The 20168-nt window shown below is 65.6% G+C and carries 19 protein-coding genes; 10 read left to right on the forward strand and 9 right to left on the reverse strand.

Annotated features, from left to right (window positions below):
- Positions 1–35 precede the first annotated feature (35 nt).
- Complete coding sequence (locus AC3B5T_RS11200; protein WP_488358688.1) at positions 36–1181, forward strand: TDT family transporter; 1146 nt, start codon at positions 36–38, stop codon at positions 1179–1181.
- A 113-nt stretch (positions 1182–1294) separates the two neighbouring features.
- On the opposite strand, the gene AC3B5T_RS11205 is transcribed toward AC3B5T_RS11200, so the two are convergent.
- Both AC3B5T_RS11205 and AC3B5T_RS11210 read right to left on the reverse strand, forming a co-directional pair.
- Positions 1295–2842 (reverse strand): MFS transporter, encoded by a 1548-nt coding sequence (locus AC3B5T_RS11205; protein ID WP_055476878.1) that lies wholly within the window; start codon positions 2840–2842, stop codon positions 1295–1297.
- A gap of 180 nt (positions 2843–3022) precedes the next feature.
- Positions 3023–3817 (reverse strand): VOC family protein, encoded by a 795-nt coding sequence (locus tag AC3B5T_RS11210; protein WP_010842133.1) that lies wholly within the window; start codon positions 3815–3817, stop codon positions 3023–3025.
- 154 nt (positions 3818–3971) lie between these two features.
- On the opposite strand from AC3B5T_RS11210, the gene AC3B5T_RS11215 reads away from it, so the two are divergent.
- Positions 3972–4523, forward strand: a complete 552-nt coding sequence (locus AC3B5T_RS11215; protein ID WP_055476879.1) for a hypothetical protein — start codon at positions 3972–3974, stop codon at positions 4521–4523.
- Here the strand turns inward: AC3B5T_RS11215 and AC3B5T_RS11220 are convergent.
- From AC3B5T_RS11220 to AC3B5T_RS11230, 3 genes are all read right to left on the reverse strand, one after another.
- Positions 4498–5025: a C40 family peptidase gene (locus AC3B5T_RS11220; protein WP_055476880.1), complete on the reverse strand. Its 528-nt coding sequence runs from the start codon at positions 5023–5025 to the stop codon at positions 4498–4500. The genes AC3B5T_RS11215 and AC3B5T_RS11220 overlap by 26 nt on opposite strands.
- A 123-nt stretch (positions 5026–5148) precedes the next feature.
- Positions 5149–5571: a hypothetical protein gene (locus AC3B5T_RS11225; protein WP_425307020.1), complete on the reverse strand. Its 423-nt coding sequence runs from the start codon at positions 5569–5571 to the stop codon at positions 5149–5151.
- A gap of 2 nt (positions 5572–5573) precedes the next feature.
- The gene (locus tag AC3B5T_RS11230; RefSeq protein WP_488358689.1) at positions 5574–6848 is read right to left on the reverse strand and encodes a 3-ketosteroid-9-alpha-monooxygenase, oxygenase component; all 1275 of its coding nucleotides are present in this window, start codon (positions 6846–6848) and stop codon (positions 5574–5576) included.
- A 226-nt stretch (positions 6849–7074) separates the two neighbouring features.
- On the opposite strand from AC3B5T_RS11230, the gene hsaA reads away from it, so the two are divergent.
- Genes hsaA through AC3B5T_RS11260 form a run of 6 tightly spaced genes read left to right on the forward strand, consistent with a single transcriptional unit; the run spans position 7075 to position 12988 of the window.
- Positions 7075–8259, forward strand: coding sequence for a 3-hydroxy-9,10-secoandrosta-1,3,5(10)-triene-9,17-dione monooxygenase oxygenase subunit (gene hsaA, locus AC3B5T_RS11235; RefSeq protein WP_010842128.1), 1185 nt, complete (start codon positions 7075–7077; stop codon positions 8257–8259).
- A gap of 46 nt (positions 8260–8305) precedes the next feature.
- A complete protein-coding gene (hsaC, locus tag AC3B5T_RS11240) occupies positions 8306–9217 on the forward strand; it encodes an iron-dependent extradiol dioxygenase HsaC (protein ID WP_010842127.1) in 912 nt (303 codons plus the stop codon).
- A gap of 1 nt (position 9218) precedes the next feature.
- On the forward strand, positions 9219–9821 hold the full coding sequence (hsaB, locus tag AC3B5T_RS11245) for a 3-hydroxy-9,10-secoandrosta-1,3,5(10)-triene-9,17-dione monooxygenase reductase subunit (RefSeq protein WP_055476882.1): 603 nt from the start codon (positions 9219–9221) through the stop codon (positions 9819–9821).
- Positions 9818–11065, forward strand: coding sequence for a hypothetical protein (locus AC3B5T_RS11250; protein WP_055476883.1), 1248 nt, complete (start codon positions 9818–9820; stop codon positions 11063–11065). The genes hsaB and AC3B5T_RS11250 overlap by 4 nt, the downstream gene beginning before the upstream one ends.
- Complete coding sequence (locus tag AC3B5T_RS11255; protein WP_014925476.1) at positions 11062–11853, forward strand: SDR family oxidoreductase; 792 nt, start codon at positions 11062–11064, stop codon at positions 11851–11853. The genes AC3B5T_RS11250 and AC3B5T_RS11255 overlap by 4 nt, the downstream gene beginning before the upstream one ends.
- The gene (locus tag AC3B5T_RS11260) at positions 11846–12988 is read left to right on the forward strand and encodes a sulfotransferase family protein (protein WP_055476884.1); all 1143 of its coding nucleotides are present in this window, start codon (positions 11846–11848) and stop codon (positions 12986–12988) included. Before AC3B5T_RS11255 ends, AC3B5T_RS11260 begins: the two co-directional genes overlap by 8 nt.
- Before the next feature lie 208 nt (positions 12989–13196).
- Here AC3B5T_RS11260 and istB read toward each other — a convergent pair whose 3' ends face one another.
- Both istB and istA read right to left on the reverse strand, forming a co-directional pair.
- Entirely contained in the window at positions 13197–13985 is a 789-nt protein-coding gene (istB, locus tag AC3B5T_RS11265) for an IS21-like element helper ATPase IstB (RefSeq protein WP_457138401.1), read from the reverse strand.
- Entirely contained in the window at positions 13982–15493 is a 1512-nt protein-coding gene (gene istA, locus AC3B5T_RS11270; protein WP_488357390.1) for an IS21 family transposase, read from the reverse strand. The genes istB and istA overlap by 4 nt, the downstream gene beginning before the upstream one ends.
- 267 nt (positions 15494–15760) lie before the next feature.
- Between istA and AC3B5T_RS11275 the strand changes: the two genes are divergently transcribed.
- Together AC3B5T_RS11275 and AC3B5T_RS11280 are read left to right on the forward strand one after the other, a co-directional pair.
- Positions 15761–17305, forward strand: a complete 1545-nt coding sequence (locus AC3B5T_RS11275; RefSeq protein WP_488358761.1) for an AIPR family protein — start codon at positions 15761–15763, stop codon at positions 17303–17305.
- A 128-nt stretch (positions 17306–17433) separates the two neighbouring features.
- A complete protein-coding gene (locus tag AC3B5T_RS11280) occupies positions 17434–18063 on the forward strand; it encodes a TMEM175 family protein (RefSeq protein ID WP_055475254.1) in 630 nt (209 codons plus the stop codon).
- A 6-nt stretch (positions 18064–18069) separates the two neighbouring features.
- On the opposite strand, the gene AC3B5T_RS11285 is transcribed toward AC3B5T_RS11280, so the two are convergent.
- Together AC3B5T_RS11285 and AC3B5T_RS11290 are read right to left on the reverse strand one after the other, a co-directional pair.
- Positions 18070–19203: an acyl-CoA dehydrogenase family protein gene (locus AC3B5T_RS11285; protein ID WP_055475253.1), complete on the reverse strand. Its 1134-nt coding sequence runs from the start codon at positions 19201–19203 to the stop codon at positions 18070–18072.
- Positions 19200–20168 (reverse strand): acyl-CoA dehydrogenase family protein, encoded by a 969-nt coding sequence (locus AC3B5T_RS11290; protein ID WP_014928747.1) that lies wholly within the window; start codon positions 20166–20168, stop codon positions 19200–19202. Before AC3B5T_RS11290 ends, AC3B5T_RS11285 begins: the two co-directional genes overlap by 4 nt.

A 20168-nucleotide genomic window follows, 5' to 3' on the forward strand; every position in this document is an offset into this window, starting at 1 on the left:
ACCGGCGTCGTGACATTCGCGCGAACGTGGTGAACATGACCACGACGACCCCCACCGCCGGACTCGCCGAGAAAGACCGCGCGCCCGCAACCGACACCGGGACAAAGCGTCGCCACGTCTCCTACGTTCCGCCCAACTGGTTCGCCGCGGTGATGGGCACCGGGATCGTCGCGATCGCCGCGCACAGCCTGCCCTGGCAACCTCCGGGCCTGGCAGTGGTGGCGACGGTCTTCTGGCTGTTGGCCTGCGCGGTGTTCGCGGGTGTGGTGGCCGCCACCGTCCGCCACTGGGTCCGCGACCCGGAGATCGCCCGCGGTCACCACGCCCACCGGGTGGTCGCCCACTTCTACGGCGCGGTGCCGATGGCCGTCATGACGGTCGGGACCAGCACGATGCTGGTCGGCACGACGGTCATCGGCCGCGATCTGGCACTGGGGATCGACGTCGTGTGCTGGATCATCGGCACGATCGGCGGGGTGTTCACCGCCGTGGTCATCCCGTACCGGCACCTGATCGTCGGCCGCCCGGCTGTAGGTGAGGCTTTCGGCGGCTGGCTGATGCCGGTCGTCCCCCCGATGGTGTCGGCGTCGGCGGCCGCGGTGCTCACCCCGCAGCTGCCCGCGGGCTGGGCGGAGGTCGTGATGGTGATCGGCTGCGCGATGTTCGTACTGGCCGCACTCGCCTCGCTGCCGATCCTGGCGGTGCTGGCGGCGCGGCTGCGCAGCGGTGATGTCGGTGCCGCCCACATGGTCCCCACCTGGTGGATCGTTCTCGGTCCGCTCGGCCAGTCGATCACCGCCGCATGCTTGCTCGCCCATGTCGCACCGCACGTCGTGGGCGCCCCGATCGTCGGAACGCTGCAGTCGTTCGCGATGGGCTACGGCCTCACCGTCTGGGTGGTGGCCACTCTCTGGATCGTCGTCGCTGCGCAGCTCACCGTGCGAACGCTGAGGTCGGGGATGCCGTTCGCGATGACCTGGTGGTCGTTCACCTTCCCGCTCGGCACCTACGTCACGGGTTCGAGTGCGCTGGCACTCACGTTCGGCGGCGCGATCTTCCAGGTCACGGCCGTCGCCGGGTTCGCGGTCCTCGTCCTGGCATGGGGTGTGGTGGCGGTTCGGACGGTGCGCGGCGTCGTCACCGGTGAGCTCCTGCGGGTGCCGTTGCTGCCGGTGCGGTGAGTACCCCCACCCGCAAACCCACCCCTTTTCCGTAAACCCAACGCCTTCGGACCGGGTGGGTTTACGGAAAAGGGGCGGGTTTGTCGAAAGTTGGTTTACAGCAACGTTTTGCGTTACGAGATCCCGGCAGGAGTGGGCCGGGGAGTGCTCATGCCTCCGGTCGGCGACGGCGCATCGTGCATCCGGTCCACGTCTTCGAGACTCAGTCCGGTGGTCTCGACTCGGAAGGTCCATGTGACGAATGCGCCCAGCGCCGACGTTCCGGCGAGAAGAAGCACGATGATCGCCGTTCCCCAGGCATCGAGGAGGACGGGGAACAGGAAGGCGGTGAGGACTGCCCCGACCTTGGCGACCGAGGCGGCGAGGCCCGCGCCCGTCCCACGCAGCGAGGTGGGGAAGACCTCGCCGGCCAGCAGATAGGTCATGGAGTTCGGACCCAGGTTGGTCATGAGGTTGAACAACATGAAGCCGACGAACACGAGGACGACTTGCAGGGTTCCGTCGAGGAGGGTGGAGGCGGCGGCTGTCACCAACCCGACAGCGCAACCGAGGAAACCGAAGACCTGTAGTCGGATTCGGCCGAATCTGTTGACGAGGAGGATGGCCAACGCGATGCCGATGAGGAGGAAGGCATCGATGAGGACTGCGCCTTCGGCGCCGTGCAGGTCGTCGGCGACCACGCTGCTGACGGTCGCGTCGTCTGCGGCGGCGGTTCCGATCGTCGCGGCGATGATCGTCGGGGTGAAGATGCCGATCCCGTACGTTCCGAGGTCCTGCAGAAACCAGGGGATCGAAGCCAGGATCGTCGAGCGGCGCCAGGGTCGCCGGAACAGCGACCCGATGTTGGATGGTGACCCGTCGGCGGAGTCGGGGCCGGAGGCAGACTCGTCGCGGAGTGCGAGGGAGACGGTGGACGGGTACTGCGGTCGGCGAGTCAACAAACGCTTCAGCTCTCGCTCCGCCTCGTCGACTCTGCCTGTGCCGAGGAGCCAATGCGGACTCTGCACGATGAAAAGCCGGCCGACGATCACCAGGACGGATGGGACGACAACCACGCCGAACATCCAGCGCCAGTCCGACAGTTCGTCGCGATTGCCCAGGATGATGACGCCGACGAGTGTGCCGGCCAGGGCGCCGACGGCCTGGAAGCCGAACGCCGCGAGCACCCCTCGACCCCGGATGCTGGTGGGCATGGTCTCGGAGATCATGGTGTGTGCGGTCGGGTAGTCGCAACCCAGCGCCATTCCCATGCCGACGAGACACACCACCAGCATCGGGAAGCCGGTGCTGAACGTGACGCCCACCAGGAAGGCCGTGAACAGAACCATCTCGGCCAGGAACAACTGACGGCGACCCCACCGATCGGACAGCCCGCCGAGGGCCGATGCGCCGATCATGATGCCCAACAGGGGCGCGGCCGTCACGACGCCGGATTGGGCTGAGCCGAGCCCGAAGTCGTCGATGATCAGTGGTAGGGCCACGCCCACCATGAAGACGATCATGCCCTCGAGGAACTTCCCCGCGGACGCGAGCAACCAGATCCGTCTTTGCATCGAGGTCATCGAGCCGGCGGTCGCGGGCGTGCCGTCCCGCCAGGCAGGGACCTCGTCCAGGTAGCTCTGGACGGTGTCGGGAAGAGCTCCGGACTCGGTGGCGGACATGCGATTCCTGTTCTGCGCCGACGACTTCCATTCGATACGACGGTGAATCGTGCTGTGGAAGTCGGACGCTACAGGTTGTCGCTGGCCGTCTCGTTGCGGCGTGATGAACGTTTGTGGCCGCCGCTGAGCTGCTCGGTAGGACTCATGCGCGAGCCGCGTGAGTCCTACCGAGGCCGGACCTCACATGCCGGCGGGCGGGTGCCCCAGACAGATGAGGGCGCCCATCGGGTCCTTGATCGCCGCGAGCGTGCCGTACGGGGTGTCCTCGCCGGCCATGAGGATCTCGGCGCCGAGTGACTCGGCCTGTTTCACGGTGGCGGCCACGTCGTCGACGGTGATGTAGATCTGCCAGAACGACGGCACCCCGGCGGGGAAGAGCTTGACCGAGTCCATGATGCCCGCGTACGACGTCTCGCCGTAGAAGATCTGGGCGTAGTTGTCGGGCCCGACGGCATCCGGGTCGCCACCGGTACCGATCTCCTCGATGCGCGCGCCGAGCACGGTCCGGTAGAAGTCGACAGACTTGGCGTAGTCCATGCTCTGGCATTCGAACCAGTAGGGCGTGCCGTGGTCGCCGAACTCGGAGTAACCCTTGTGCTTGTCCGGCTGCCAGAACCCGATCGCCGCGCCCGCTGTGTCGAGAGCCATCAGCATCGTGCCCTCCTCGCCGATGGCCATCGGGGGCACCATGATCGAGCCACCCGCCGCCTCGACTGCCTTCACCGTCGCGTCGGCGTCCTCGGTGTGGAGGTACACCGTCCAGATGTCGGGAGGTCCGGCGCCTTCCATCACCGGGCTCAGCCCCGCGACACGTTTGCCGTTCTTGAGGAGGTTGCGGTAGCCGCCGAACTCCTCGTCGGGAGCCTCGGCCTCCCAGCCGAAGATCGCCCCGTAGAACTCCTCGGCCTTCGCGGTGTCACTGCTCATCAGGTCGAACCAGATCGGTGCCCCCGAGGGGGCCGCATACTCTGCCATTTCTGTGTCCTCTTCCTTGTTCCGCACAATCTGCTGGGCAACTGCTCATCGACACACTTCTGACCGACAGGGTCGCGCAAACTCATCGGTCGCGGACCGCGTTGGGGGAGAGTCGACTCATATCCACCGGGATGGGTCATGGCACGCTGGTCGGATGACGACGCACTCGGCCACCGTCGAACGACTTCGCACCACGGCGTGGCCGGTGATGCTGGCCGGCGGACTGCTACTGGTCCTGCTCGCGCAGGTCCAGTGGGGTTGGACCGACGAAGGTGTGGAACCGTCGATCACCGGGTTGGGACACGTCAAGATCCTGGGGGCCAGCGACGACGACGTCGCGTTCTTCTTCGAGGACAAGACCGACCGGCCGGGTCTGAGCGTGGTCGTGGCGGGGGCGGTGATCGCCGTCGTCGCGGCCCTGGGCTGGTGGCGTGCCCGACTCCGGCCGTCCGCCATCGGAGTGATCGGTCTCGCGTCCCTCGTCGCATTGGTCGTCGGCGTCAGGGTGCTGAGTGACCCTGCCGCGCAATTGTTCGCCGACTCGGTGTCGGAGGCGCTGGGTGCAGACCTGCCCGCGATGCGGGCCGGTTACGGACTGATCGGGACCGTCGTGGTCGCGGCCCTGTTGCTGGTGGTCGTCGTGGGATGGGTGCTCACGACGTGGTGGCCGCGCCCGACGCTCAGCCGAACCGACGAATCGTCTTGATGTATCCCATGTCCTTCAGCTTTGTGAACCCGATCGGGACACCGTTGGGGCCGTAGGCGTTGAACACCCGGCCGGCGCCCGCGTAGATACCGACGTGTCCCGCGTCGCGACCGAAGATGATGATGTCGCCCGGTGCGAGCGCGCGGAACGGGATCGCGTGTCCGACCTTCGCCTGTTGCTGGCTGGTCCGGGGGAGGTGGACGCCGGTCGTGTAGAACGCCCACCGCACCAGCCCGGAGCAGTCCCAGGAATGCGGGCCGACGCCTGCCCACTTGTACGGCTTGCCGATCTGGGTGATCGCCGCCCCGAGTGCGTTGAGGCCGACGGTGGTCGGCACCGGCAGATAGATGGGAACCGAACCGGAGGAGTCCGACGATCCCGCGGCCGCGGCGCGGCCGGTGTCGAAAACCGGAGAGCCGATGAGCGGTACGCCGACCGACAATGCGGCGGTGAGTGCGATGGTGCAGGTCACGCGCCTGAAGCGCGGTGGCGATACGGACATGACGACAGCTTGGCGGAGCCGGGCCGGCGTGTCGTCGGTCGTTCTCCAGGTGTGACGAAGGTGTGACCGCTGTGATGCTTGAGGCTTGTGTTACCGAATGTTGCTGGTGTGGTAGTTAATCGATCACCAGTATCCGTCGGGATCCGAGACGGGTGACTGGGCGGGGATGATGCCCTCGGAAACCCCGTGGTCGATACTCGCCGACAACCGGGCGCACGTCGGCATCATCGCGCCGGGAAGCAGGGGGCCGTTCCCCGTGTCGTCGTTCCCACCGTCGCCGCCCGCGCGCATCTGCTCGAGGCCGAGGCAGCGCTCCCGGGCGTCGGCATTCCATTGCACGCTGGTGTGGAACGAACTCGTCTTCTTCACGAGAACGCAGGCGTGGCACGCGCGGCACTCGATCTCGCGCATGCCGCCCTGCAGATAGTGCTCACGGTCGCGGCGGGTGGCCTCGTGGACCCGGGCGAGCCGGTCGGGATCGTCGTGGAAGTCGGGCGCCTTGGCCCAGCGGTCGGAACCCACGCGAACCCCTGCTGCCCGGGTCACCGTCAGACCTCGGCCTTCTCGGTGGACTCCGAGCCGGCGGCGGAGTCGGCCTTCTCGGTGGACTCCGAGCCGGCGGCGGAGTCGGCCTTCTCGGCTTCCTGGCGACGCAGGTTCTCCTGGATCTCCTCGTTCCAGCTCTCGAGGGCCTTGGAGGTGTCGATCTCGTACTCGAATCGGCCGGTCATCTCGTCGGTGACTGCCGCCTTGTCGACGTAGAACTGGTCGTACCAGCGGCGGAGCTGATAGACCGGACCGTCCTCCTCGACGAGCAGGGGATTGTCGATGCGGGTCTTGTTCTTCCAGATCTCGACGTCCTGCAGGAAGCCCACCTCGACGCCTGCGCTGATCTTGGTGGCCATCTTCGACGCCTGTTCGGCGGTCAGTCCGTCGGGGACCTTGGCCATCACGCCGTACATGAGGACGAAGGAGTTCTCGTCGATCGGGTAGTGGCAGTTGGTGAGGATGGTCTCCACGGCGTACCCGCCGTAGTACTGGATCATCGGGTTCAGCATGTACGACGGCCCGTAATACGCCGCGATCGATTCGAGACGGCTGTCGCCGTAGTTGGTGCCGAGGGTGACGTCGGGCCGGCCATGCGAATTCATGTACTGCGCGGCGATCTCACCCTCGAAGACGTTTTTGAAGTAGTCGGGGAGTGCGAAGTGCACGTAGTAGAAGTGCGCCATGTCGACGACGTTGTCAATGATCTCGCGGCAGTTGGCGCCCTCGATGACGATGCGGTTCCAGGTCCAGGGCGTCCACTCCTCGGATCCGAATTCGTCGAGTTCGGGGATGATGCACTCGTCCGGCGGCGGGTTGCCCTCGGGATCGTTGTAGACGAAGACCTGGCCGTTGCGGACCATCGACGGCCATGAGCGCGTCTTGGCGAGCTTGGGGTTGCGCTTGGCGTACGGCACCCCGGCGCAACGTCCGTTGCCCTTCCACAGCCAGCCGTGGAACGGGCACGCGACGTTGTCCCCGGACACCTTGCCCTGGGAGAGGTCGCCGCCCATGTGCCGACAGAAGGCGTCGAGGACGTTGACCTCGCCCTTGGTGTCGACCCACGCCACCAGCTTGGTGCCGAAGATCGTGACTGAGTGGGGCTTGCCGTCGGAGAACTCCTCGAGCAGTCCGAGGCAGTGCCAGCCCCGCGCGAAACGCGTGGGTGGCGCACCCGTGTCGATCTCCCGGATGCCCACGTCCGCTCCGTCGGAGGCGGCGGCTGCGCTCGGCGTGCCGGGGCTGCTCGGGGTCATCGTCTCGGGTCCTGAAGACATGTGCCCTCTCCTGTCTGTGACTCGTGTCGCGTCGAAGAACTGTACCCAATACTAGAACACGTTTCAGATTTGTCAGCACGATCGACGCCGCGGAGGGCAATAGGGCCTGTACATGGGCATAAAGTCGGCGTGCTCGACAGAAATGAGAACGTGTTCTAATCTCGAACTCGATGGTTACAGCGGCCGGCGTGCCCGGTCGAGGGAGAGACGAGTAGGAGCAGGCGAGATGCCAGCACAACGGAGCGAAGCCGCCGAGCAGGTCCTGGAGAAGATCAACGTCCTGCTCCCGGAACTCGAGCAGCGTGCGCAATCGACCGAGGATCTGCGCCGCATCCCCGACGAGACCGTGTCGAGCCTCGAGACCGCCGGCTTCTTCAGGCTGTTGCAGCCCGAGCAGTGGGGTGGTTACGAGGCCGACCCGGTCACCTTCTACGAAGCGGTACGCCGCATCGCGTCGGCGTGCGGGTCCACGGGGTGGGTGTCGGGCATCATCGGCGTGCACAACTGGCACCTCGCGCTGTTCGATCAGCAGGCACAGGAAGACGTGTGGGGTTCGGACACCAACGTCCGCATCTCGTCGTCGTACGCCCCGATGGGCATGGGCGAGGTCGTCGACGGCGGTTACAAGGTCAACGGTTCGTGGGCGTGGTCGTCGGGTTGCGAGACTGCTGACTGGGTCTTTGTCGGGGGTCCGGTCATCAAGAACGGCAAGCCCGTCGACTTCGTCAGCTTCCTGATCCCCCGCGAGGACTACACGATCAGGGACGTGTGGAACGTCGTCGGCCTGCGCGGCACCGGGTCCAACACCATCGAGGTCAAGGACGTGTTCGTGCCCCGGCACCGCATGCTGAGCATGCGCACGATGTCGATGGGGCAGAGTCCGGGCCTGGAGCGCAACACCGCGCCGGTGTACAAGATGCCCTGGGGCACAATTCATCCCAGCACCATCGCGACACCGATCGTCGGGATGGCCTATGGCGCCTACCGCGCCCACGTCGAGCATCAGGGCAAGCGGGTCCGGGCCGCCTACGCGGGCGAGAAGGCCAAGGAGGATCCGTTCGCCAAGGTCCGGATCGCCGAGGCCGCCAGCGACATCGACGCCGCCTGGCGTCAGCTGTCGGGCAACCTGCAGGCCGAGTACGACCTCATCCTCGCCGGCGAGGAGATCCCGATGGAGTTGCGCCTGTCCGCCCGGCGCGACCAGGTGCGCGCGACCGGACGGGCGATCGCCGCGATCGACCGGCTCTTCGAGAACTCGGGCGCACACGCCCTGGAGAACGGGACGCCCATCCAGCGCTTCTGGCGCGACGCCCACGCCGGGCGCGTGCACGCCGCGAACGACCCGGAGCGCGCCTACGTCGCATTCGGCAACGGCGAGTTCGGGATTCCCATCGGCGACACGATGGTGTGAGACCTCGCCGCTGCCGACCAACACAGAGCCACAAGGAGTCTTGGAGATGAGCGACAGTCCGATCCGCTCGCTGGGGTACATGAGGATCGAGGCCACCGACATCGAGGCGTGGCGTACCTACGGCCTCAAGGTCCTCGGGATGATCGAGGGTTCCGGTCTCACCGACGGCGCCTTGTACCTCCGGATGGACGATTTCCCGGCCCGGCTGGTCATCGTGCCGTCCGAGCACGACCGGCTCGCGAGTGCGGGCTGGGAGGTCGCGAACGCCGCCGAGCTACAGAACGTTCGGGATCGCCTGGCACGCGCGGGAGTGGTCTTCCGTGAGGGCAAGGACGAGGAGATCGCCGACCGTCGAGTTGCCGAGATGATCGTCTTCGACGACCCGGCGGACAACACGCTCGAGGTCTTCCACGGGGCCGCGCTCGAACACCGGCGCGTCGTCAGCCCGTACGGGCACCGTTTCGTCACCGAGGAGCAGGGCCTCGGGCACGTCGTACTGACCTGCTCCGACGACAAGGCGGCCCTCGAGTTCTACCGGGACGTACTGGGATTCCGGCTCCGCGACTCCATGCGCCTGCCTCCGCAGGTGGTCGGGCGCGAAGAGGGTGACGAGGTCCCGTGGCTGCGCTTTCTCGGATGCAACCCGCGGCACCACTCGCTGGCCTTCCTGCCGATCCCGAACAGCACCGGCATCGTCCACCTGATGGTCGAGGTGGAGAACGCCGACGACGTGGGGTTGTGCCTGGATCGCGCGCTGCGCAAGAAGGTGCCGATGTCGGCGACACTCGGCCGCCACGTGAACGACCTGATGCTCTCCTTCTACATGAAGACACCCGGTGGCTTCGACGTCGAGTTCGGCTGTGAGGGAAGAACGGTCTCCGACGACGAGTGGATCGCCCGCGAGAGCACGGCCGTGAGTCTGTGGGGGCATGACTTCAGCGTCGGGTTCAAGGGCTGAGATGCCCCCCGACGCCACGACCCAGCAGTCCCACGCGCGGTCACCCTACGGGTCCGCCGACTTCGATTCCCGCCAGTTCCGGACCGCGATGGGCCAGTTCTGCACGGGCGTCACGGTCATCACGACGCTCGACGACGCGGGTAACCCGGTCGGCTTCGCATGCCAGTCGTTCGCGGCGCTGTCCCTCGACCCGCCGCTGGTCCTGTTCTGCCCGATGAAGACCTCTCGAAGCTGGAAGGTGATCGAGAAGACGCGCAAGTTCTGCGTGAACGTGCTCTCGAACCGACAGCAGGACGTCAGCGCGGCATTCGGCGCCCCGGGTGACGACAAGTTCGCGAACATCACCTGGGACCCGTCGCCGGCCGGCCTTCCGGTCATCCGCCACGCACTCACCTGGGTCGAGTGCGACGTGGACAGCGTCACCGACGGCGGCGACCACCACATCGTCATCGGGCGTGCGCTGACTCTCGGAGAAGTGCTGCAGGACAAGCCGTTGCTGTTCTACCGTGGCGGCTACCTGTCGACCGAACACCCGCGGGTCACCCCCGCACAGGCAGAACTCGAGAATTTCCTGACTTGGACGGGCGGGGACACCTGGCTATGACCGTCGACGACACGACGAGTACCGACACCGACACCACCGACACCACCGGAATCGACAATCCGAGCGCCACACCGCAGCTGGTCACCCAGCCTCTCATCGATGCGATCGCGGAGGCCGAGAAGCTGGTCGCGTCAGCCGATTTCGCCGAGACCGAACAGGATCTCGCCGAGGGTTATGACTACCTCGCCGGGAGCATCGCCGCGATCGTCCAGCTGGTACGCGCCCGGTCGATCTCGCACCCGAACTTCGTGACCTCGACCGGGCCGTCGACGAAGATGGGCCTGGACAACCCGGACACGCTCTACTACCACGCCGACGTCGAGCCCACCGGGACGTATCGGGTGCGCGGACGGCGCGGTACCACAGCAGATCTGAGCTTTCAGGTGCTGCGCGGGGACTACACGGCGTCGTCGGTGCCGGGTGGCGAGGACGCCTTCGACGATCGTCGACTGACGATCGCCGAGGACGGCTCTTACGAGCTGACTTTCGGCCCGCCCATCCCGGACGCGCCGGACGACTACTTTCCGCTCGGCGAGGGCGCGTCGATGCTCGCGGTACGAGAGGTGTACTCGGACTGGTCCGAACGCAAGGGGTCGATCACCATCGAGCGGGTCGACACGGTCGGGACCGCCCCGGCGGAGCCCGACCTGGCACGGGTGTCCCGCCGGTATGCGACCGCGGGCAAGATGCTGACCGCGCGCATCAACACGTGGTTCAACTTCCCGAAGTGGTTCTACCTCGACGAGCCGGTCAACACGTTCACCGCACCGCGTCAGACCCCCGGCGGGCTCAGTACGCAGTTCTCCTCGGTGGGTCACTTCCGGCTGGGTCCCGACGAGGCGATGGTCATCACCATCCCGCGGTCCGACGCCCCGTACCAGGGATTCCAGCTCGGCAGCATGTGGTACATCTCGCTGGACTACGTCAACCATCAGACCAGCCTGAACTCCGCTCAGGCGCAGGTGGATCCGGACGGCATGATCCGGATGGTGGTGTCACATCGCGATCCGGGCGTCGCGAACTGGATCGAGACGACGGGCCGGTCGAAGGGCATCCTGCAATTCCGCTGGCAACGCAGCGATTCCCCGATCGGCCCGGACCTGGGGCCGACCGCGCAGGTCGTCGCGTTCGACGACGTGCCCGCCCACCTGCCGCACCTCGACCACAACAGGATCGACGCCGACGGCTGGGCGGCGCGCATCGCGGCACGCCAGCGTGCCTTCGCCGAGAGGATGCTCGGATGAGTGTGAACAGGGGTCTGCTCGCCGACAAGGTCGTCGTGGTCTCGGGCGTCGGCCCGGGACTCGGGCGCTCCATCTGTCTGCGCGCGGCCGCGGAGGGTGCGCGGGTGGTCCTCGCCGCCCGCACCGAGTCACGTCTGAAGGAGGTCGCCGCCGAGATCGACGCCGCCGGCGGGACCAGCCTCGTCGTCCCGGCCGACATCACCGATGACGCCGCCGTCGACAACCTGGTCGCCACCACCGTCGCCGAGTTCGGCCGAGCCGACGTGCTGGTCAACAACGCCTTCGCGCTGCCGTCGATGAAACCGTTGTCTCGCACCGACTTCGATCAGATCGCGAGCAGCATCGACGTCACCGTGCTGGGTACGTTGCGGGTCATCCGATCGTTCACCGATGCGCTGGCCACGGCCGACGGTTCGATCGTCAACATCAACTCGATGGTCATCCGGCATTCCGAACCCCGGTACGGCAGTTACAAGATCGCCAAGTCGGCGCTGCTGGCGATGTCGCAGTCGTTGGCCTCCGAACTCGGCGACAAGGGAATCCGCATCAACTCGGTTGCGCCGGGATACATCTGGGACGACCAGCTGAAGTGGTACTTCGGCGAGGTCGCCAAGAAGTACGGGATCTCACCCGACGACGTCTATCAACAGACGGCGTCGAAATCCGACCTCAAGCGATTGCCGGAGCCGGACGAGATCGCCGACGCCGTCGTGTTCCTCGCCTCGCCGATGGCGCGCGCCATCACCGGGCACACCTTGGACGTGAATTGCGGTGAATACCATGACTAGTGCGGCACGCACCGACGTCGGCACGATCGAGGACCTGCATTCCTCGGCCACTCGCGCCACCGGCCTCGACGACTTCGGGGACACCGACTACCTGGAGCCCCTGGGCATCCTGCTCGAGTCATACCGCTCCGAGGCGGGGCTGACCGAGTTGGGCAGCAAGATGTTCCGCTTCTTCCTCAAGGGTGCGCTGGTCGCCCGTCTGCTCAGCGAGGCGTCGTGGAAGGCGAACCCCGGGTACGCCGACGTCGAGGTGACCCGGCCGATCTTCGTGACCGGCCTGCCGCGCACGGGAACGACTGCGCTGCACCGGTTGTTGGCCGCCGATCCCGCGCACCAGGGCGTCGAGATGTGGCTCGCGGAGTTCCCGCAACCCCGGCCGCCGCGCGGCACCTGGTCGGACAATCCGGTCTACCAGCAGATCCAGGCCGGTTTCGAGCAGCACCACGTCGAGAACCCCGAGTTCATGGGGCTGCACTACATGGACGCCGCCGAGGTCGAGGAATGCTGGCAGCTGCTCCGGCAGAGCGTCATGTCGATCTCGTACGAATCGCTGGCGCATGTCCCGACCTATTCGCAGTGGCTGAGCCGACAGGACTGGACACCGGCGTATCTTCGGCATCGCAAGAACCTACAGCTGATCGGTCTGAACGATCCCGGCAAGCGGTGGGTGCTGAAGAACCCCAGCCATCTGTTCGCCCTCGACGCGCTCATGGCCGCATACCCGGATGCCCTGGTGATCCAGACACACCGGCCGCCCAGCACGCTCATCGCGTCGATGTGCAGCCTGGCCGAGCACGCCACACCGGGCTGGTCGACGACGTTCACCGGCGCGCAGGTCGGCCGGGACCAGCTCGAGTTATGGTCGCGTGGGCTGCGGGAGTTCTCGACGGCGCGAAAGCGATACGACCCGGCCCAGTTCCTCGACATCGAGTTCACCGATCTGCGGTCGGACCCCATGGGCACCGTCGAACGCGTCTACGCCGCGCTGGACACCCCGATGACGGATGCGGCGCGGGCCGCGGTCACCGCCCTCGACGAGGAGAGCCAGTCGGGCGCCCGCAAACCCCAGCATCGTTATCAGCTCTCCGATTACGGGCTCGACGAGGCAACGGTCGAGGCGGCCTTCGCTAGCTGAGGACTACGGGCGAACCGCATGCCCGTCGCACTGGTGGATCGACTCGACCCCAGGAGCTGGTGGGTAGGTGTCGAACCGAGACCGGCTTTGTCGGACCATCCATCTAGTCTGTCTGACATGGGTGTACTTCATCGTGGACAGATGTCAACGGCCAGTTTGATGTCCCCGCTGGTGGCCAGGTAAAAGTCCCCACCCTGTGCGGGATGTTCTAGGTGGGTGGCACCTCCGTTCGGTGTGTCATGCGGTAGGAGTCGCCGTCGGTGATGACGATGGTGGCGTGGTGTAGGAGCCGGTCGAGGATGCTGGCGGCGGTGGTGTGTTCGGGCAGGAATCGTCCCCATTGTTCGAAGGGCCAGTGGCTGGCGATCGCGAGAGATCGGCGTTCGTAGGCGCCGGCGACGAGCCGGAACAGTAGTTGGGTGCCGGTGTCGTCGAGTGGTGCGAATCCGATCTCGTCGAGGATGAGCAGATCTTGGCGTAGCAGGGTGTCGATGGTTCTGCCGACGGTGTTGTCGGCCAGTCCGCGATACAGGGTCTCCACGAGGTCGGCGGCGGTGAAGTACCGCACTTTGTGTCCGGCGTGTACTGCGGCGATCCCCAGCCCGATCAGGGTGTGACTCTTACCCGTCCCGGCTGGGCCGATCAAGGCCAGATTGTGTTGGGCTCGAACCCATTCCAGTGAGGATAGGTATTCGAAGGTATTGGCCGGGATGGAGGATGCGGCCACGTCGAACGATTCCAAGGTTTTGGTGACCGGGAACCCGGCAGCTTTTAGTCGGTTGCGGATGTTGGAGGCATCACGAGCGGCGATCTCGGCTTCGACCAGGGTTCGCAGTACTTCTTCGGGTGTCCATCGCTGGGTTTTCGCGGTGAGCAGGACCTCGGGTGCGGTGCGGCGGATCGAGGCGAGCTTCAATCGGCGTAGCGCTTGGTCGAGGTCGGCCGGTAGTGGCGGCACTGTCTGAGGTGCAACGGGTGTCGATGTTGTGGTGGTCATGACACCTCCTTGTCGCCGGCGCCGAGCTTGTAGGCATCCAGCGAGCGGGTGGGCGCGGTAGGCAGGTGCCCGAGCAGTGCTGTGCCGGCCGGTCGCGGGTTGGGGGTGCCGGCTCCGGCATCGAGGATCGAGCGCACATCGGCGGCCTTGAACCGTCGGAATGCCACCGCCCTGGTCAGGGCGGTGAGCACCTGTTCGTGGCCGTGGGAGGTGACGAGCCCGAGGATGTCGTCGAGTTCACCGCCCAGGCGGGTGTTCCCGATGGCCGCGGCACCGACCAGGAACTGCTCAGCAACCTCACCGAGATCGCAGAACTGCTTCTCTGCTGCGGTTTTGGGTCGTGGTGCACGACTGGGCGGGGTGCGTGGCCCCCCGTAGTGGGCATCGTTGAGGACGACCTCTCCGGGTGCGGCCAACAGATGATCGGCGACCACCTCACCGGAGGCAGGTTCGGCGATCAGGAGCCGTTCACCGTCCTGGATGAGGGTCACGGTGGTGCCGATGAGCCGGTTGGGTACCGAGTAGCGGGCCGAGGCGTACCGGATACAGGAGAGGCGATCGACCTTACGGGTGACCGGCGGTGGACCGACCTGGGCCCGCAGAGACGGCAACGGGCTCAATGTGTCTCGTTCGATCGTGAGTTGGTCAGCAGGCACGCACAGTGTGTCGCTGTGACGGCGGGTGTTGACCTCGACACACCAGTCCCGCGCGGCCCGGTTCGCTGCGTGCACATCCAGCTGCACGTCGTCACGACCAGCAGCGATCTTGGCTTCGGTCCACAACGGCTGCGCCAGATCCGACTGCGCGTACCCGCAGAGGTTCTCCACGATCCCTTTCGATTCCGGATCGGCGCCGTGACAGAAGTCCGGGGAAAACCCGTAGTGGGTGGCAAACCGCACATACGTGGGGGTGGGTACGACGACGTTGGCGACGACTCCACCTTTGAGGCAACCCATCCGATCAGCGAGTACCTTGTTGGGCACTCCACCGATCTCTTCTAACGCTTCGGCGATGAATCCGAGTGTGGTGATGGATGTTTCGTTGGTGGCGAACCGAACGAACCGCCACCGCGAGAACGCCAACACCGCGCAGAACATGTGCAGCCCGCCGATTACGGCCCAATCGATGACCAGGTAGTCACCCGGAGCCCACACCGCCGGGCGGCGGCCACGATGATGATCACGGCGCCACTGTGTTTTCTCCTGGGCGACGAGACGACGGAAGTTGCGGGCCGAGCCCTCATAGCCCGCGGCACGTGCTACCGGCAGCAGTCGCTTGGCGGTGATCCGGCCGTGTGACCGCTCGACTCGCTCAGCGACCAACTCGGCGACCGCATCGTAGTTGCGGGCCCGTTCCTTGCGGTCGGGTGGTTGATCGTCGGCCTCGAACCGGTCGACCACACGCTTGACGGTCTTGTGGGTGGTGCCGCACACCTCGGCTGCGGCGCGATAGCTTCCGAGTTCTCGGTAAGCAGAAATGATGTCCATACGGTCCTTCGCAGACTTCAATGGAACTCCCAGGCGGTGATGGTGATCGGTTGGCACCTTCACCGTCATCGCCTGGGCCCTCAGTTCCGGGTCGACACGACGAACACAGGGTGGGGACTTTTATCTGGCCACCAGCGGGGACCTCGACCTGGCCACCAATGGGGACTTTCTCATGGCCATGGACAACAGATTAAGCAGGCACTGGAGACTACCTACTTTCCACATCTTGACTTCGCTGGAGCGGACCAATCGCACCACAAACTGTCTCGTGCTGTGGCCGCGGTGGCTATGGCTGACCGGTCGGGCCTACCGGCAGAGACGGTCTCTAAGTCGGTTACAGACAACGCCGGAGACAACGGAATCGACGGCGTCATCTACGCGGCTGACCGAGCCACTATGGTTTTCGTGCAAAGTAAGTGGTCCGAAACAGACAAAGGGCTAAGTTCGGGCGATGTTCTGAAGTTTGTCCATGGCGTCGAGCAGTTGATGAACATCGACTGGTCTGGGTTCGGTGGACCAATCGTTGCGCGCAAGTCGGAGATCGAAGACATCCTTTTTCAGCCTGGCACTCGGGTTGAACTGGTACTGGCCACCACCTCAACCGCCGACCTTGCTGTTGAACAAGTTGAGATACTCGAGAAGTTCTGCGGCAAGATGAATGATTCGTCTGATTTGGCTAGCTACCTTTACCTGAACCAAGGACGTCTACATCAAAGCGTAGTGTCTCGGGCCGGTTCGCAGATTGACTTAAGTGTGAACCTTCGAAACTGGGGTAGCTATCGTGAGGCGGGGTGCGTCGCCTACTACGGCACGGCTTCGGCTCAGGAAGTCGTTGGATGGCATCGTTCATTTGGGGATCTGCTGTTTTCTCGCAATATTAGAGGTGCGCTCGCAGGCACTGAGGTTAACTCATCGATCGCACAGACGGCTGGTTCAGACCCGGCGCGGTTCTGGTTTTTCAATAATGGGATTACAGTCATAGCTGAGTCGTTCGAACAAGCACCTTACGTGAATCAAAAGTCGGGGAACTTTACCTTTTCCCGGGCAAGTGTGGTCAACGGTGCGCAGACGGTGAGTTCGCTGACGGTGGCATCGAGTGTCAAACCCGAACTGATTGAATCGGCAGATATCTTTGTACGATTTGTAACGTTGGACGACCCTGACGGAGATTTTGCTCGGCTCGTCACTCGGCGCACCAACACGCAGAACAGGGTGGGCGGACGTGAGTTTGTTGCTCTGGACCCGGAGCAGGAACGAATTCGAATGGAGTTCGCGGCTTCCGGCTTGCGTTACGCTTACCGGTCAGGTGAGACTGTTTCGGACACAAGCAAGGGATGCGACCTGACAGAAGCAACGATCGCAATGGCCTGCGCTGCCGGCATCGACGAAGCTGTCCTGGTGAAGAGGGAGTTGAGTCGACTCTGGGAGGACACCGGTAAGCGCCCGTACACGAAACTATTCAATTCATCTATTACTGCAACTCACGTCTGGACCGCGGTTGAAGTCATGAGACGTGTGGACAGAAGAATTGAACAGCGGAAGCGTATCGTGGATGGGCGTGACCGAAGCATTCTCGTACATGGAAACAGATTTATTCTATGGTCAGTTATGGATCACTTCTCAGTTCGATCGGTGAAACCGCGGAGTGACTTCAACATTCCGTTCGCTGAAGACGCGATCGACGAGGCAGCGAAAATTGCGCTCGATGTGGTGAGTGACGTTGTGAATCGCAAGTTCCCTGATGCCTACCCTCAGCCACTGTTCAAAAACCAGACGAAATGCCGCGATCTCGGCCCTGATCTCGCTGAGGTCATCAAAGCGCGCTGTACGTGACCGGTGCCTTGGTAGAGATATACGGTATCGGTTGTTGGGGGAGTGTCCCGGTCAAGGTCGAGCGAGGAAAGTGCAGACATCCTCTTACTTTGCTTCCGTGGCGGGCGGCGGGCTCTACAGTGCATCGCATGGCAGAACCGGAGAACCGACAGTCGCCGGAGGGGTTGAGCCGACTCATCGCGTTTGCCGACGCGGTGGTCGCGATCGCATTGACCCTGCTCGTGCTCCCGCTCGTCGACATCGCCAACGATCTGCGCGAGGACTCGTCGGTCGGGGAGGTGGTGTCGGACAGGTCGATCGAACTGGTCAGCTTCTTCGTCAGCTTCGCCGTCATCTGGATCCTGTGGCGCCAGCACCATCAGACGATGGAGTACTTCCGCGCCTACGACCGGACGTTGATGAACCTCCACTTCATCTGGCTGCTGACGATAGTCGCGTTGCCATTCGCGACCGCCCTCGTCGACGGCGCACACGTCGAGCAGGCCAACATCCTCTACATCGGCGTGCTGGCTGTCTCCGTGGCCTCGCTCATCGCGATCGCCGAGTGGGGCCGCCGGCACCGGGGATTGCTCGCCGACGACGCCGCGACCGATCGCTGGGCCGCCTCGGCGAGCGGACTGGGAACGCTTCTGATCCTCGCGTTCGCACTGGTCGTCGCGATCGTGTTCCCGCGCAGCGGAAATCTCCCACTGGTACTGCTGGTGCTCACCGACCCGATGGAGCGCCTGATCGCGCGACGACGCGGCAGACAGGGCTGACCGTCGTCAGTGCAGGGAGCGGGCGAGCTCGGCCACCGCGGTGTGGGGTGCACCGAACATCTGCGAGGTGCCCTGGGCGCGCTTGAAATACAGCTGGATGTCGTGTTCCCAGGTGATGCCGATCCCGCCGTGCAACTGGATCGCCTCGCCCGCGACACGACGACAGACGTCGGAGCAGTAGACGTGGGCGGCCAGTGCCAGTTCCGCGGCGTCGGGATCGCCGGCGGCGATCGCGGCGACCGCGGCCCGGGCGATGGACCGGGCCGTCTCGACCGACACGTACATGTCGGCCATCCGGTGTTTGAGCGCCTGGAACGATCCGATGGTGCGACCGAATTGCTTGCGCGACTTGGTGTAGTCGACCGTGAGGTCGAGGGCTCGCTGGGCGCCCCCGACCTGCTCGGCGGAGAGCAGTGCCCACGCCAGCGCACGGAGGCGGGGCGCGAGGTCGTCCGGTGCCGGGATCGCCGAGGACGCCACCTCGTCGAACCGCACCGACGACAGCGCCCGGGTGGGGTCGAGCACGGGCATCGGCGACACCGAGACGCCCTCCGCATCGGCGGGCACCTCGTGCAGGGTGACGTGCGTGCCGGGGCCGGCCGCGAGCACGAGGAACAGGTCGGCCGACTCGCCGTCGACGACGAAATGTGCGGTCCCGGACAGCAGCCCGGCGTCGGCGCGCACTCCGGGGGTCTGCCAGCCGCGCTCATCGGCCCAGCACAGCGCGGCGGTCCGTTCGCCCGCGGCCAGGGCGGGCAGCAGTCGCGACGACGCGTCGTCGTCGGCCGCGATGAGGATCGTGCCGGTGGCCAGTGCGGAGCCGAACGCCGGGACGGGACTCAGTGCGGCGCCGAGTTCCTCGAGTACCGCGGCCGACTCCACCCACGACGCCCCGGCACCGCCGAACCGTTCGGGTATCGCCAGCGCGGCCACACCGATCTCGGTGCACAGCGTCTGCCACAGACCTGAGTCGATCCGCCCGGGAGCGGACATGGCGGCGCGGACCGCTGTCGAGTCCCCGCGGCGACGCAGCAGATCCCGCACAGCGTCGACGAGTGCCTCCCGTTCCTCGGCGCCGATCGCCGGGGACGGAGGCAGGGTCTCGGTGCCGCGGCTTTCGGTGCCGGTACTGACGGTCACAGCGTCTCCAGGATGCGTTGGCGGTGTACGGCGGGCGAGCCCCAGGCGTTGAGCAGTGCCCGGGTCTTGGTGATGTACAGCGAGATGTCGTGTTCGGCGGTGTAACCGATCGCGCCCATCACCTGCAGCGAGCGCCGGGCCGACAGGTCGGCGGCCTCGGCGGCCGCGACCTTGGCCGCGGACACGTCGCGGGAGACGTCGGTGCCCTCCGGGACCTGACCGTCGATGCCCAGGGCGGCCGCGTGGACGAGGGGACGCGCCATCTCGATGGCGATCGCCACGTCGGCGAGGTGATGCTTGACGGCCTGGAAGGACCCGATCGGGCGGCCGAACTGCTTGCGCGACTGGGCGTATTCCGACGCGATGGACAGCATGGCCTGACCCAGACCGAGCAGCTGCGCGGCTGTGGCCAGCGCACCCGCGTCGGCGGCGTCGGCGGCGTCGACGCCGGTCGCGAGCACCTCCCCGGCGGTGACCCGGGACAGGGTGCGCGTGCCGTCCACCGAGGCCTCGGTGCTCAGCACGGTCGCGCGTGAGAGCACCCCGTCCACGACGAGATAGACGTCGGCGGAGGCGGTATCGGCGGCCAGTGGCTGGAGCGGTCCGATCGCACACGTCGCCAGTCGCCCTTCGGCGAGGTCGCTGAGCGGACCCGACACGTCGGCGTCGTGCAGCAGGATCGGCAGCACGGCGACGCTCTCGACGATCGGGCCCGGGGCGCAATGGCGTCCGAGCTGTTCGACGGCGACGACCATCTCCACTGCCCCGGCACTGCTGCCGCCGTGTGATTCGTCGATCAGGAGTCCGCTGATGCCGGCATCGGCGAGCTGTGAGTAGACTTTGGCGACGGCCGCGCGGTCACCGGCCGCCCAGGCACGTGTGGCGGTCGGCATGTCGGCCTTGCCCAGCATCGCATCCACCGTCGAGGCGAGGTCTGTGTGAATGTCGGAGAGTCGGAAGTCCAT

This window comes from Gordonia sp. G4 (assembly GCF_057770005.1).

What these genes read in the sequence shown, in the direction of transcription:
- AC3B5T_RS11200 (WP_488358688.1), top strand. Translation starts at nt 36, where the DNA reads ATGACCACGACGACCCCCACCGCCGGACTCGCCGAGAAAGACCGCGCG.
- AC3B5T_RS11205 (WP_055476878.1), bottom strand. Translation starts at nt 2,842, where the DNA reads ATGTCCGCCACCGAGTCCGGAGCTCTTCCCGACACCGTCCAGAGCTAC.
- AC3B5T_RS11210 (WP_010842133.1), bottom strand. Translation starts at nt 3,817, where the DNA reads ATGGCAGAGTATGCGGCCCCCTCGGGGGCACCGATCTGGTTCGACCTG.
- AC3B5T_RS11215 (WP_055476879.1), top strand. Translation starts at nt 3,972, where the DNA reads ATGACGACGCACTCGGCCACCGTCGAACGACTTCGCACCACGGCGTGG.
- AC3B5T_RS11220 (WP_055476880.1), bottom strand. Translation starts at nt 5,025, where the DNA reads ATGTCCGTATCGCCACCGCGCTTCAGGCGCGTGACCTGCACCATCGCA.
- AC3B5T_RS11230 (WP_488358689.1), bottom strand. Translation starts at nt 6,848, where the DNA reads ATGTCTTCAGGACCCGAGACGATGACCCCGAGCAGCCCCGGCACGCCG.
- hsaA (WP_010842128.1), top strand. Translation starts at nt 7,075, where the DNA reads ATGCCAGCACAACGGAGCGAAGCCGCCGAGCAGGTCCTGGAGAAGATC.
- hsaC (WP_010842127.1), top strand. Translation starts at nt 8,306, where the DNA reads ATGAGCGACAGTCCGATCCGCTCGCTGGGGTACATGAGGATCGAGGCC.
- hsaB (WP_055476882.1), top strand. Translation starts at nt 9,219, where the DNA reads ATGCCCCCCGACGCCACGACCCAGCAGTCCCACGCGCGGTCACCCTAC.
- AC3B5T_RS11250 (WP_055476883.1), top strand. Translation starts at nt 9,818, where the DNA reads ATGACCGTCGACGACACGACGAGTACCGACACCGACACCACCGACACC.
- AC3B5T_RS11255 (WP_014925476.1), top strand. Translation starts at nt 11,062, where the DNA reads ATGAGTGTGAACAGGGGTCTGCTCGCCGACAAGGTCGTCGTGGTCTCG.
- AC3B5T_RS11260 (WP_055476884.1), top strand. Translation starts at nt 11,846, where the DNA reads ATGACTAGTGCGGCACGCACCGACGTCGGCACGATCGAGGACCTGCAT.
- istB (WP_457138401.1), bottom strand. Translation starts at nt 13,985, where the DNA reads ATGACCACCACAACATCGACACCCGTTGCACCTCAGACAGTGCCGCCA.
- AC3B5T_RS11275 (WP_488358761.1), top strand. Translation starts at nt 15,761, where the DNA reads ATGGCTGACCGGTCGGGCCTACCGGCAGAGACGGTCTCTAAGTCGGTT.
- AC3B5T_RS11280 (WP_055475254.1), top strand. Translation starts at nt 17,434, where the DNA reads ATGGCAGAACCGGAGAACCGACAGTCGCCGGAGGGGTTGAGCCGACTC.
- AC3B5T_RS11290 (WP_014928747.1), bottom strand. Translation starts at nt 20,168, where the DNA reads ATGGACTTCCGACTCTCCGACATTCACACAGACCTCGCCTCGACGGTG.